Origin of the sequence: Leyella stercorea (assembly GCF_019052365.1) — a bacterium.
GTDB lineage: Bacteria > Bacteroidota > Bacteroidia > Bacteroidales > Bacteroidaceae > Prevotella.
The window spans coordinates 1-12,624 of record NZ_JAHQUY010000077.1 but is presented as its reverse complement, the minus strand read 5'-3'; the positions used below and the strand labels follow the sequence as shown (position 1 = coordinate 12,624).

Genomic DNA, 12,624 nt, shown 5'->3' with positions numbered 1-12,624 from the left:
ATCGGTCATTAGGATTTCTCTGTGTCGTACGGCAAAGAGAAATCCTTTAATTTTTGTTGCAAAATATCTAAGATTATGAGGATGGCATAGCCAAAGTGAGATGGGAGGTTAATCCTGATGGTATGTATTATCGTGATGAGGATGGCTTTGGCATGACTGACGATGATGAAATCAATCTTGAAGGAGCTATAGATAGAAAAGGCAATGTAGTAAAGAAGTTTTCCTTGGAACAAAAACCATCAAAAATAGAAGTTGCGCCCGACACGGATTAGGGGATTCGATAATGAAGAAGATTTGGTGTGTATACATTACAATTGCGTTGCTTGCCGCAAGTGTCTCTGGTTGCAATATAAAGTCGCAAGACTCCTTCTCTTCGCTGCTTGACAAAGCAAGTCAAGGTGATTGTGCTACATACTTGAAATTGGAAGATTACTACAGAACAGGCAATGGTGTGAAGAGAGATTTCTTCAACATGATAACAATGGCACAAATGGCAGATTTGTATGGCTACCGCATTGACGATTATATCAACGGCTTGCCAGACAGTGATGACTACAAGACATTGTTCACCACGATGGATAGACACCACTCTTGCCCTGTGTAGACAGCGTGATAAGTATGATACAGGAGTTCAAGAGCAAAGGTGGATTGGAAGCGCAAACTCTTCTCGGAATGATTACTGTTGAGCAAGGCGACTCCATTGCTGGCATGGAAATGATAAGGAATGCAGCCGAACGCGAATACTCCATTGCAGAAATACTCTTGTATGGTCCTAATGAGAAAACTGGCCAACCGACAGATACTCTCAAACTCCGCTTGATAGCAAGCCGATTTCCATTGGCTTATTCATTACTTGGCGATGCCTACTACAAACCAGATAAAAAAAACACAACCAATTGCAAGCCATCAAGTATTATATGGAAGTTGAAAAGTATGGTGTGTTGGGAAAACATGGTGCCGTGCAAGTTCTTGACTACTGCCAAAACAACAATGACTTCAAACTTACCGCTGATGATGTGAAGCAATTGGCGATAATCGCAAAACCAATATGCAACGCGACAGAATAATAAAATGTCAAATAAGATGTTGCAAGAATGGAAATACCTACATCGAAACCTACACTAATTCCTATGGGCGAGTTCTCAATAGAAGTGCTAAAATTGTTGATACAAATAGATAGTTATCAGAATACAGATAAAAGAGTATCACGACATTGTTTCAATATAATGCCGTGACACTCTTTTTTTACTTGTCTATGCATGATGCTACAAAATAGGCAATAGAAATGACCGTATAAAGGAAACACGGCAAGAATATCCAAAGCAAAGTCTTTACCCAACCATTCGACAACCAAACTCCTTCATTTCTTGACATCATATTAGACATATCATAGAAATGGCGAGTGAGGATGTCCTTATTCGCCTTTCGGTGGTCTTCAAGAAGTTTGGACTCGTTTTCAATGAGTTTCTTCCTGTTGTTTATTGCCTGTTCCATATCGGCATCATCAACCTTAGCTTTGACAGTTATGTCTTTTACTTTGCCGATGTAGGCTTCAATAGCTTTGGTGACAGTATTCGCTTTATCTGAGGCTTCACTCAATTTGTCTTTTGCTTCATGCATGGAAGCAGTAGCCATTTCAACGCCACTTTTTGCCAAAGTCAAGCTATTGCCAGCATCCTTGTAGGCTTGAAGCTGTTGGTCAAACTTGTCCGATGCCTTGTCCGTTTCGATATTCTTGTCAATCGAGTTCTCGAAAGAGCCGAAATCCATATCTGAGATTTTGCTTTTACCTATTGGCATAGTTTCAATGTTGTTGGTTGAACATTCGGTTATCTGCCATATCCTTGCTTCTTGCGAGGTCTGCACAGTCGATTAGCCATCATAGCGCAGCGATACGCCCAAGACAGTTCATCCTCGTCCTTGTCACGTCCCCAACCTGAGGTAGCACCACCTCCGCCACCGCCAGACTGGGCGGCAATGGTTGTGGCTGCATCAATGTATTCAGCAAAGAGAAGAATGGCGGTCTTCTGCACATCACCTATCTTGGCAAACACATTGTCGGCATCCAAAGCAATGTTCTTGTCGATGACATCCAGACAGTTCTGTGGAATATCAACAGGATAATGATGAAACTCGTCTGTATAAAAGTCGAAGTGACGTATCTTTGGAGTGTTGTCCGCAGTAGGAATGGGTTTAGGTACAGTCATAATCTTTGGCTGTTGGGTATTCTTTGTTGGAGTTGAAACTTGTTTCTCCAATTCTTGATGATGTAGTTTTGCCCAAGTGCCTTCAATCTTTGAGGGCATCAGACAACGACCTTTGCCAAGTTCCGAGGACTTATAAATGGAGTTTCCACGCTTGATGGCATATCCACGCACTTGTCCTTTGCTGTCGGATTGTAGTTTGACATCATACCCCATTTGCGTGAGGCATTTTGTGTATAGTCCCCAATCAAAGTACGGCATCTTAGCCAAAACGGAAAGGCAATCATTGGTTATCGCTTCCTTATTTTGGCGGCTCACCTCTTGTGCATCTTTCCAACCACGCTGTTGCCCAACCTTGGCGGCAGCAGCCATCGCTCTCTCGTAGATATAATGGGCATCATTCACGTTGCCCCTCATGTCTATGCGGTTCGCATCAATGTGAAGGTGCATAATGCCACTCTTGCTGTCATGATGGAGTGCAACTACATACTGGCTGTCTTTGAGGTTGGTTGCCTTTGCACTCTTGCGCTTCGACTTGGCTGAAAGGTCAACCGCATCAAACTCACGGATAAAGTCATCCGCCAACCTCTGCCATTCCTCCATCGTCCAACCTTGCGTTTCCTCCGAGGTTGGGGAAACCTCAATACGTATCATGTTCCTTTTGAGCGGATGATAACGGTTCAATTTGTCCTCAAACTTCTTCTGCAAGGCAAGCATTCTTGCCCACATTGCCGTTGGGGAAATATCATCGGGCAAGAGATTGGTCTTTACAATCTCTGCCTTGTCCTTATCCACTGAGTAACGTATGGCATTTGCGCCATGACTTATCACCTTTGCTTTTGCTATCATATATGTCGTATGTTCTATTGTGTTAAGTATTTCTCTATCTCAATCATGCGGTTCAAGATCGCCTCTGCGCTTGTTCTCCATCGTTTCATAAATATTTCGCTACGGAGAATGTTCTCACGTTCCGTAAGCGGACGACCTTTGAGGAAGCCGAACAATTTTTGTATATCGCCCCTGGCATCCGAAAGGCTGTTCAAAGCCTCCATTTCTTTGTCTGTCAAGCGTTGTTTGGGATATTTGCCCTCCAACCGCTTGCGTGCGTATGCGCTTGTGGTCAGTCCGCAAAGAGTAGCATATTCCGCTATCTCCTTATGAAGCTGTGGGGTAAGCCTTACTATCAGGCGGCTCGTGTATTTCGGTGTCTCCTTATCTATATTTTTCTTATTCATACCAAGTATTGCTTCTATAAAAGTGTGCAACCCAATGCGAGCTTGCGAGCGTTCAAGAAGTCCATTGGCATACGGACAAACGAAGTGCGTTTGTATGACATTGGTATTTCTTGCATAGCACCGCTATCAGAGTTTACGCACAAGCACGCTACGCACTGGGGTTGCAACAGTTCACAGACTTGTTGTATAACGGTTCTCAAATTACCCAAGCAACAGCAATTGTGGGGCATCCTCCGCTTCCATCTGTTCTTTGAAGAATTGCCTTCTGGCTTCTGCCTCCAGTTCCATGTCAGAGACGCTTGGCGGTGGAACATCTTCCTCCTCGCCATTATCGCCATTTCCTGAAGTTAGGGAAGAAAAGGAACTGTTGGCAAGTTGTGTTGGAGAAGTACCGCCATTTTTGGTGGGCGGATCCTCCTTGTTAGGGAATGCGGTTGTGGAAGTAATAGTATTAGACTTGCCGGAACAGTCTCTTTGGTTGATGGGAACATAGTGAGGATTGACATATTTCTTGCCGTCAACAATCCATGCAGAAATGCATAGCAATGTGTGAACACTTCCTCGTCTTGTCTGTACAGAAGAAAGGATGCCCAATTTGTTCATGTGGTCAAGCATCTTGGAGACGGTTTTTCGGTCACACTTCCATAGTTTGGATAGAGCCACCTCTGACATGTTCACCTCCCATAATGCGGTTGTGGATTCCCCAACCTCATTTGAGGTTTCAATCTGTCGTGTCACAATCTGAATGAGTTGATAAAGGCATGAAAGGCGATTAATGCCAGCCGTGCCACCCATCAGATAGTTTACTTGTTCATTACTCAGGATAATGCTGTTGAAAATATTACTGTTCATCGTTGTTTTCTTTTTGTTGTGTAAATCTGTTCATGCTGTTATGCGGAAAACTCTCTGCCGTCAAAAGAGAAACTATCGTCTCATGCCGAAGCCTCTCTCTGGCATATAATACTCCTTGTCGTATGCGATATGGTCAAGCACACGTTGCAGTCGGTCAAGTTGGGGGCTGTCAAGCACTTGTATGGCATTGATGGTAATTTTCTGTGATGCAATTCTTCGATGCTCACAGTTTCTTTCCGACATGGTTCCGTCACCGTCAGCATAGACCGAATGAAGATAGGTATTGACTGCTTCCGTCTGTTCCTTGCTTGGGTAAGCAGCAGGAAAGCGGTCGGAAATGTAGTCTACCATATTGCTGACCGCATTAGCCAACAGAGGGTCACGTTTTTGCAGACTGTTTACAAGTTCATCTTTCGTCATGATGCTATGGTCTATTGTTCATTTCATTCAGACGGTTTGCAGCCTCCAGTCTTATCTCCTCCTCCGACATGGCTCTTGCTCCTCGTACCCAGTCAAGCAAGGCTTTCTTCTCAAAGAAGATGAGCTTGCCAGCAGGCTTGAAGTACGGCAACTGGTTAAGATGCGTCATCTTGTAGAGCGTGCTCTTGGCAATGCCCAGAAAGGCGGAAGCCTCTTCAAGGTTCAACACTTCCTTTGTCATGTAGCAAAGGTTCTCCAACTTGTTCACTCTCGACTGAAGCTCCACTATCTTGCGCTCATGGTCGAGGTTCATCTTTAATGCGTTCTTTTCTGTCATAAATCTGATATTTTGTTTATTTCGTTATCGATTTCGGCTGCAAAGGTATATTGTTGCCAATGATATTCAAGCAGCCGTTATGGTTTATTAAAAGTGCTGATTTTCAATTCTTTGGTTCTATTTTACCATGCTGCAATGTGGTAGATTGGTCGGACACTCACTTGAAATTCAGCATCTTCAAATGTCTATCGTTCAAACATTCACAAAACCAAGGATTGGACAATAAGGGTGGCAAATCTTTGGTTCTATTGCCAGTTCTCGTTTTTGAAAATGTCCAACAGAGTGCAAAACAAAATTTAACACCCAATTTTCGCAAACCAAGCCGTTTGAGGTCAAAACCGTTTGCAATAACCACATTTGGGGTACAATGGTAGGAAAAAGAGTTGTGAATGAGAGAAATAGGGATTTCCCCTCGTTTTTCAAGGGACAAATTTGTACCTTTGCAAACGAAACAGAGGTATTCCACAAGGGATATTTCGGGCGAAGTGTTCTTGACTTTATTTTTCCGTGGCTTTGTCCCGTTTTTGTCCCTCGCTGATTTTGTATCACGAGACAAGAATTTATAAATGACTGATTTACAGCGACTAAAATCGTGTTTTGGAGAATTGGTAACGGCAACCACCAGTAACCACCAAAATGGTCCTTGGGAACCAATGAAGTCGGAATTGCAAAGAAACTCATTGGTTTGGAAAACCACATTGTCAATATCCTCATCAAACAGGTCTATACCTATCGTATTAGAGAGGTCTGTGACAAAATCAGCCATTCCACCAGTCGCACTTCCAGCAGCTCCACTGGCTTGCAATAATAGTGATGTAAACATAATCTTTAAACTTTTTATATATTAAACTTTATAGTTGCTTGTTGTTTATCTGCCTGTTGCTGTTCCATCTGTACCAAAAGCTGTTTGCCATCTTCGAAGGGCATTTTGTGCTACAACCTTTGTGGATGAAATACGCTGAATCTTGGTTTTGTTGGCAAGCAGTTCTTGTGCTCTTTTGCCTCCTCTCCATACTTGAAGTTGCTGTACCAAAAGATTGTTGCGCTTGATAATATCCCTATAGATGGCAAGAAACTCCTTCTTCCGCTGACCCATATCAAGATATGAATCCTGGGTGTACTTAATAGCTGTCTCTATGCAGTTGTAGATGTTTCTCCAAGTTCTATAATCCTCGGAGGTTCCGCCACTTGTAACGATACGGCTGATATTCCTATTGAAGATTTCGAGTTTGCCGTTGATTTTGGCTTTTTCTGAGAACCAAGTTATATCTGTAGCCTTGGAACGGCTTTCAATATTTAAAGCCTCTATCTTTGCTCTTGCCACATAGTCGGAATCTATCTTTTCAGCAGGAGCTTTCTCCTCATTGACGGCTGCCATAACAGAAGTTCGGTATATGAGCTTGTTTCTTACGTTGGCATCCCTCTGATACGACTTATGAAACGTATTGTAATATGCAGCAGGAGTCAATGCTCCTGCTCCAGTTTCCATTGTAAGGAACTGGTTCATAATGTCATTCTCATGGATTTTCGTTACACTTTGTGCGTTTACAGTGGTAACAGCTACGAACAACATTATTACATATATTATAGTTCTTCTTTTCATAACTTCACATTATTTATATTGATTGATCTTTCCTTCGTCGTTCTCCAAGAAGTCCGCCACCGCCAAGTGTCTGTTTGGGCTGGTAGCTTTTCTTCTCTTGCAAACAGGTGTATGCCTTTGCTTGGGCTTTAACCCAATCGCCATAGGCTCCGTTAAGGATTTCCTTCATGCTTCTTGCTCGATAAATCTCTTTTTTCCAAAATCCCATACGGACATTCATGTAGCCCCACAACTCCAAATAGGCTGCTGCTATATAATTGTCTATATTGTCAATGGAAGTGTTTATCTTATCCAGGCATTCCATCATGTCTAACACCTTAGTTTCCTTAGGTGAGTTCTTTCCTCCAACAAGAAGAACAAAATCATTGTATGAAGACTTTAGCTCTTTAGCCTCCGACTCAATTGCCTTAACGGTCTTCTTACTTGTGGTAAGTATTATTGTGTCGGAAGGCCAAATAGCACCATGCAAAAGTATCTTGTTGGTATAGGTATCTACAAGATCCCAGTAACCCTTGATATTTGCGGACACTCTTTTGGAGGCATTCACTGTGTGAAATGCTGTTGCACCAGTCTTCAATATGAGGTCAACGACATCGAAACACCTTCGGTATCTGTCCAAGGTATCGCTGACTGCTCTGTAGTCATTCACCTTCTTGGCATTCAGCTTATGGTATTCCAAAACTCCAAGCTCGGCTGCAACTCTCACTTCCAACAGTCCTCTTACCTGCTTATGGTTCTTTATCATCGCCTCCAGTGAAGCAACATCACCTTGGGCTTGAACTCCAAGAACAGAAAAGAAGGAAATTACAACCAATATGTATCTGATAATATTGCGTCTCATAACTTTATTAATTATTTCCTGTATTGTTATTAACTGCCGTACTGTCTTTCTTCACGTTATTCGTCTTACTCATTGCCGCAATACTTGCGTCTTCCCATCGTTGTAAACAATACTCTGCTATGGTTCCACGCCCGCTTCTGGTCACAACATCAAGAATCTGATGTTTTAGAAAATCAAGAAGGCTCTGCCTTGCTTGCATAACATGTTCCAGGAACACAAGCTGTGAATAAATCTCCGTCAACTGATATTCTACATCCCTTGCAATGTCAAGTCGGTCGCTTGCCCATAACAGATGAATGGAATTATCTGACTCATCATCAGAAGTGTCAACCTTGTTGGAATATTCATATCTGATGCTTATACTGCAATCCGGCATGTCTTCCATCAATTCCTTCAGTCGTTTATTAACTTCTTCAGTACGCTCTTTCTCTGTCTTGTTCATGTCAAGTTTCATAACTTCCACAACATTCTCGGCACTTGAATTGCCGGACAAGGTGAAATCAACCGACAATATTGGACGGTGGATTCTTATGCCAAGGAAATACTTTGGCTTTCGAGCCAGTTTCAGAACTGCGGTATATGTGACATTCGCTTTCGCAGAAGGACAGTAGGCATGTCTGACAAATGTGTATTCGCCACTGCCGTTAACCCATTCTCCCTCATCCTGCCACTGCAACTTATACATGGCTTGCAACTCTCGCATATTGGATGGTATGCGATAGGCTCCATCCAAATTGTCCGACATATCATTATAATATTCAGTCAATGCTTGGTTAGTCTGGTTGAGATTATTCTGAGCCACAGATAACTGATTTTGCAGTTGTGCATTTGTTGCATCAAGAGAATCATACTCCTTCTGTAGTTGGTTTGCCAATGGATAGTTGTTGGCTTGCTTTGCAGCTCGAATCCTGTCAATCAGATCCTGTTGTTTCTTGTCGTTGGCAGAGATTTGCTTCTTCAAAGAATTAACTTCGTTTGTATATTGCTGCTTCTGTTGCAACAGTTCCTTGTCACCGCCATCAGAAGATTGATCAGGATTGTTTGCCATCGCAAACTGTTTTGACTGTTCTGTCAGACTTCCTTTTTGCGATTTGCTGTTCTCTTTCCAGTTGAAAGAACCTTCGCCAAGATTGGCTCCTCCACTACAGTTGGCAACGAAAGACACCGTATTGCAACCTTCCAATTTCTTTTCATCTGCCATTGTGTAGAAACGAGGGGCATCACTGCCAAGTTTATAGACCTTTCCGTAATTTTCATCTTTTGGGTCTAAGTTGTCATTATAACTGTTCAAACGAGCTTTTAGCTTCGCCTCAAAAGTTTCCTTATCCATACTCTGAGAGTCGAAAGTTTCCTCATAGACTTCTTGTTTGATGTACCATGAATCTATTACAGTCATATATACAGAAAAGTGTCTGCCTCGCCAATGCTTTGAATGTGAAAAGGTGCCACCGCTTTTGTCACGGACATAATCATAAGAACGTTGTTCATAATTCAAGCTTATTGTATGCCCTGGATTATTCTTTTCATATTCGTTCTTTTTACTGACATTCCAATCTGTGGCATTCTCCGCAGCAGTCCTTAACTGATTATACTCAGACGTGGTAAGAGTTGGAAACGGTGGAGATGATTTCTCCTTATAATTGCACTTGTATATCCAACCAGTCCATGAATCCTTGTTATTTGTGTTTGCAGGAGCTGATGGGCGAAATGAGGCAATTTCTTTTGTGCCACTATCTTCCGTATATATATACCATCTTTGTGTATAATACTGACCTTTCAGTTCTTTTAGGTAATTTGTAATATATCCAGTGAGATTGTAGTCATCTATCTTAAAAAGTCTGGCTACTCCTGCTGCATCAGGAGTGACTATAACCTGCATAAGAAGGTCTTTGACATTTGCACCATTCTTCACTTGCTCATAGGTGTCTCTGAACTTATCGTACATCATCCAAATGGAATCCGTTGATGAATGGAATATGTTACCAATCTTGCTTGCCTTCTCCAAGTTGGCATCTACAGTCTGTTGTCCAGCGGATGCAATGACATCGCCGAAGTGCTTCATGTCTTCCTTCAAATCATCCTTTGACAAGTCCTTGCCAAAATCTCCAAGTTTGTCAAGCAAAGCTTTCCAATCCACATTTCCAAGCTGGGCAAGGTCAAACAACTTTTTCAGGTCATCACTGACAACCAGAAACTTAATGTCCTTGAATGACCGTTTACCATTGGTGGCAATCAGCTCAAACTCTTTACAGAGGTTTTCAACATTTGAAGTTGTTTTGAGCAGGTAAGGCCCCCAATAGAGCACATTCTCTGGATATTTTAGGAACTGTGCAGCAACGGTAATGAACTTTGGCATTATGCCGTCTTTCACCAGGCTGTATATGCGCTTATAGTAATAGTTCTCCTCAGAGGCGAACAATCCAGGATTGCGCATTGCATCCCTGTCATTCTTCTTTGATACAAAGATTCCAGCCATCGCTATGCCACCGCTCTTATAATGTTGGAAAATGGAGTCAAGAGCAGTTGCTGTATTACCTTCCTCGGCTCCTTCCACACCGTAAGCAGTACCCATTGCTGTAATGGTTGTAAGGTCAACGTTTATATTGTGCCAGCCTAACGCTGACACAGTTTGTATAACCGCTGACATTAATATGAGAACTATTATTCTACGCATAAACATATTATTTTTTATTCATTTGGTTGTACATTTTACCTTCCTTCATAACGAGCTTGGCAAATGATGTGCAATCAAGTCCACTGTCCTTCCAGTCTTTAACAAACACCTCAATGCCATGTTGATAGCTACCTTTGAGCTGTTTTCTGTAGAACTTGAATGCTTCTTTCTCTACCTTCTCTGTAGTGTAGTTGATGTAACACTCTGGCGGTTCCTCAACTCCATACACCTCACCGTCCTGTCCTCGCTTGATGAAAACTTCCTGGAATCGTGAACGACCTTCATGGTTGTCAAGACGGTTGATAGTGAATATTTTCTTGCAATCTATATCTGTAAGAGAAAGGGTTGCTTTGATGTCATCAAACTTATCCTTAAATTTGCTCTGGTCAAGAAGCATGAACACATCTGAGTTATTGATGATGGCTTCCTTAACGATAGGTGAAGAGGTAATATCTTGGATTTCCTGTGTTACCACACCCACCATAGCCCAATGCTTACGAGCTGTCTTATACAGATATTTAATATAGTCTGCCATCACTGGTGTAGCAATGGCTTTCCATGCTTCTTCAATTACAAGGCATTTTCTTCCTTTCTTGATACGCATCTTCTGGGTGAACACGTCCATGATGATAAGAGTTAGGATGGGGAAGAGAACAGGGTCATCCTTCACCTTGTCTATCTCAAAGACAATGAACTTTTCATCGAACAGAGAACCATCAATATCATTATTCAAGATGCTTTCATTCTCACCACCTTTGTAGAAGGCTTGGAGAATTGTTGCAAAGTCATGGATGTTGAACTGAATATTCTGCTGTTTCATTATCTGAGGAATACGCTCTACTGCAAACTCATAGTAAGAATTGAAACTGAGTTCTGTAACTTTCAACTTCTTTTTCTGACGCTCTATCTTATCTATCTGATGCTCTATACGCATAAGATATTTGTTCTCGATAACTTCTGGAGTAAGACGTTGCAAAGCTCGTTGAGCAACTTCCTTCTCGCCTTCAGTAGCAGCTTTGTCTTCGATTACTGCTTTCAACTTTTCTGAAACACGTTTGTCTCGATCTGATAGTTTCTTGTATTCAAGTTCCTCTATCTCATATTCATCGCCATAACGCTCTTCAAGTTCTTCTTCAAACTTGTCGTACTCGCCATTTTTCTTGTCTTCAAGTAAAAGTTTGGTTTTCATCTCTTTTCTCTCTTCCTCATTGAAACCTTCGAAAGGATGAAAATACTCCTCGTAATATTCTACGATTGTCTGGTTGATGACTGCATCTTCAAGCTTGGTTGGGAACTCTGCTCCCTTGAACAATTGGAAAATGAGACTCTTCAAGAAGTTCTTCTTTTCACCGAAGTTCTCATTATACTCTGCATCCGTAACCTTGAACGGATTCATAGAGATTGGCTTTTCCTTGGAGTAGCTGATATACGTTCCATCAAAATAGCTGCAAAGTCCTTCGTAACTGTCACCAGTATCAATAATGACTATATCGGTGTCCTGCTCACGATACTGACGCATAACAGTATTCATAAAAAATGATTTGCCGGAACCAGACGGACCCAAAACAAAGAAATTTGAGTTGTTGGTATATCTCTTCTTTCCCTCTTTTCCCGATGTGTCAACTGCCAACGGCAAACCTTGACGGTCGGTATAGTAACATTTCAAAGCAGAATCGTCACCAACGGCTTGACGTTCCTTGTACATAAGACACAAGGCTGCTTCTGATAATGTAAGGAACTGGTCGTAGTCTTGATTTAAACGGAAACAGTTACCTGGGAAACTTGCCACAAACAACTCCAACTGATTGTAAGCTCGTTTGGATATATGTATGTTGTATCTTGCAAAGATATTCTCTAAGCTGTTAGTTACCTTCTGAAAATCATAATCAGAACTTGTCTGTACGATTAGATTATAATGGGCATATACGAGGATTTTTCCGTTTCGTGCAAGCTCATTCTGTACTGCATTGATGTCCTCAACGGCAATCTGATTGTTCGGGTTCGGTATAGAGGCATGACGGTTCTTCTTCTTATCAAGTTTCATCATTTCCCTCTTCTGGTTAGGAAGGAAGATAACTTGATTATAAACTATAGAATCCACGCCTGGCACATGATCGATGTCTGCCAACAGGTCTTGTGATATTACAGCATTGTTGACAGACACATCTGTATAAGGACGTATATTACCAGGCAATCCAATACTGTCAACGTCCAACAGGCTATATACCTTTATTTGTTTATTTCCCATGCCTATCTTCTCACTGTCAACCTTGAAGTCGGTCATGGATATATTCTTATTCTTAAAGTCAAAAGCAAAGAATCGGTCTGCATATTCTTTGCATTCCGCAGCCGATAAGAAACGGCAATTTATCTCACCGCTCTTCAATCGGTCAGATACTTTTTACCCGTTGGCGGAATTAATTTAAGTTGATAAATATGAGTAAAAAGTTGCACATAT

At 41.8% G+C, this 12,624-nt stretch carries 13 protein-coding genes; 2 read left to right on the top strand and 11 right to left on the bottom strand.

The annotated features are described in order from the left end of the window. The first annotated feature begins 122 nt into the window (after positions 1-122). Both KTQ90_RS11230 and KTQ90_RS11225 read left to right on the top strand, forming a co-directional pair. A complete protein-coding gene (locus KTQ90_RS11230; RefSeq protein ID WP_217318510.1) occupies positions 123-272 on the top strand; it encodes a hypothetical protein in 150 nt (49 codons plus the stop codon). A 346-nt stretch (positions 273-618) separates the two neighbouring features. Further along, positions 619-1,020, top strand: coding sequence for a hypothetical protein (locus KTQ90_RS11225; protein WP_217318509.1), 402 nt, complete (start codon positions 619-621; stop codon positions 1,018-1,020). A 225-nt stretch (positions 1,021-1,245) separates the two neighbouring features. On the opposite strand, the gene KTQ90_RS11220 is transcribed toward KTQ90_RS11225, so the two are convergent. The 11 genes from KTQ90_RS11220 to KTQ90_RS11170 all read right to left on the bottom strand — a co-directional run bounded on the left by KTQ90_RS11220 (position 1,246) and on the right by KTQ90_RS11170 (position 12,450). Continuing rightward, positions 1,246-1,800, bottom strand: coding sequence for a hypothetical protein (locus tag KTQ90_RS11220; RefSeq protein ID WP_254359678.1), 555 nt, complete (start codon positions 1,798-1,800; stop codon positions 1,246-1,248). 29 nt (positions 1,801-1,829) lie between these two features. Next, positions 1,830-3,053: a relaxase/mobilization nuclease domain-containing protein gene (locus tag KTQ90_RS11215; protein WP_217318508.1), complete on the bottom strand. Its 1,224-nt coding sequence runs from the start codon at positions 3,051-3,053 to the stop codon at positions 1,830-1,832. 14 nt (positions 3,054-3,067) lie between these two features. After that, a complete protein-coding gene (locus KTQ90_RS11210) occupies positions 3,068-3,439 on the bottom strand; it encodes a plasmid mobilization protein (protein ID WP_217318507.1) in 372 nt (123 codons plus the stop codon). Positions 3,440-3,640: 201 nt separating this feature from the next. Beyond that, positions 3,641-4,291, bottom strand: a complete 651-nt coding sequence (locus KTQ90_RS11205; RefSeq protein WP_217318506.1) for a hypothetical protein — start codon at positions 4,289-4,291, stop codon at positions 3,641-3,643. A 72-nt stretch (positions 4,292-4,363) separates the two neighbouring features. Next, on the bottom strand, positions 4,364-4,711 hold the full coding sequence (locus tag KTQ90_RS11200; protein ID WP_004311700.1) for a hypothetical protein: 348 nt from the start codon (positions 4,709-4,711) through the stop codon (positions 4,364-4,366). 4 nt (positions 4,712-4,715) lie between these two features. After that, positions 4,716-5,048, bottom strand: coding sequence for a helix-turn-helix domain-containing protein (locus KTQ90_RS11195; RefSeq protein WP_004311699.1), 333 nt, complete (start codon positions 5,046-5,048; stop codon positions 4,716-4,718). 157 nt (positions 5,049-5,205) lie between these two features. Further along, positions 5,206-5,871 carry a hypothetical protein gene (locus KTQ90_RS11190; protein ID WP_217318505.1) on the bottom strand — a complete coding sequence of 222 codons (666 nt, stop codon included), beginning with the start codon at positions 5,869-5,871 and terminating at the stop codon, positions 5,206-5,208. Between the two features lie 45 nt (positions 5,872-5,916). Then, positions 5,917-6,651: a DUF5045 domain-containing protein gene (locus KTQ90_RS11185; protein WP_217318504.1), complete on the bottom strand. Its 735-nt coding sequence runs from the start codon at positions 6,649-6,651 to the stop codon at positions 5,917-5,919. 13 nt (positions 6,652-6,664) lie between these two features. After that, on the bottom strand, positions 6,665-7,492 hold the full coding sequence (locus KTQ90_RS11180) for a hypothetical protein (RefSeq protein WP_217318503.1): 828 nt from the start codon (positions 7,490-7,492) through the stop codon (positions 6,665-6,667). A 7-nt stretch (positions 7,493-7,499) separates the two neighbouring features. Continuing rightward, on the bottom strand, positions 7,500-10,166 hold the full coding sequence (locus KTQ90_RS11175) for a hypothetical protein (protein WP_217318502.1): 2,667 nt from the start codon (positions 10,164-10,166) through the stop codon (positions 7,500-7,502). A gap of 7 nt (positions 10,167-10,173) precedes the next feature. After that, positions 10,174-12,450 carry a TraG/VirB4 family ATPase gene (locus tag KTQ90_RS11170; RefSeq protein ID WP_254359676.1) on the bottom strand — a complete coding sequence of 759 codons (2,277 nt, stop codon included), beginning with the start codon at positions 12,448-12,450 and terminating at the stop codon, positions 10,174-10,176. Positions 12,451-12,624 lie beyond the last annotated feature (174 nt).

Excerpts from the sequence above, each read along its gene's own strand:
- KTQ90_RS11230 (WP_217318510.1), top strand. The coding sequence starts at position 123 with ATGTATTATCGTGATGAGGATGGCTTTGGCATGACTGACGATGATGAA.
- KTQ90_RS11225 (WP_217318509.1), top strand. The coding sequence starts at position 619 with ATGATACAGGAGTTCAAGAGCAAAGGTGGATTGGAAGCGCAAACTCTT.
- KTQ90_RS11220 (WP_254359678.1), bottom strand. The coding sequence starts at position 1,800 with ATGCCAATAGGTAAAAGCAAAATCTCAGATATGGATTTCGGCTCTTTC.
- KTQ90_RS11215 (WP_217318508.1), bottom strand. The coding sequence starts at position 3,053 with ATGATAGCAAAAGCAAAGGTGATAAGTCATGGCGCAAATGCCATACGT.
- KTQ90_RS11210 (WP_217318507.1), bottom strand. The coding sequence starts at position 3,439 with ATGAATAAGAAAAATATAGATAAGGAGACACCGAAATACACGAGCCGC.
- KTQ90_RS11205 (WP_217318506.1), bottom strand. The coding sequence starts at position 4,291 with ATGAACAGTAATATTTTCAACAGCATTATCCTGAGTAATGAACAAGTA.
- KTQ90_RS11200 (WP_004311700.1), bottom strand. The coding sequence starts at position 4,711 with ATGACGAAAGATGAACTTGTAAACAGTCTGCAAAAACGTGACCCTCTG.
- KTQ90_RS11195 (WP_004311699.1), bottom strand. The coding sequence starts at position 5,048 with ATGACAGAAAAGAACGCATTAAAGATGAACCTCGACCATGAGCGCAAG.
- KTQ90_RS11190 (WP_217318505.1), bottom strand. The coding sequence starts at position 5,871 with ATGTTTACATCACTATTATTGCAAGCCAGTGGAGCTGCTGGAAGTGCG.
- KTQ90_RS11185 (WP_217318504.1), bottom strand. The coding sequence starts at position 6,651 with ATGAAAAGAAGAACTATAATATATGTAATAATGTTGTTCGTAGCTGTT.
- KTQ90_RS11180 (WP_217318503.1), bottom strand. The coding sequence starts at position 7,492 with ATGAGACGCAATATTATCAGATACATATTGGTTGTAATTTCCTTCTTT.
- KTQ90_RS11175 (WP_217318502.1), bottom strand. The coding sequence starts at position 10,166 with ATGCGTAGAATAATAGTTCTCATATTAATGTCAGCGGTTATACAAACT.
- KTQ90_RS11170 (WP_254359676.1), bottom strand. The coding sequence starts at position 12,450 with ATGACCGACTTCAAGGTTGACAGTGAGAAGATAGGCATGGGAAATAAA.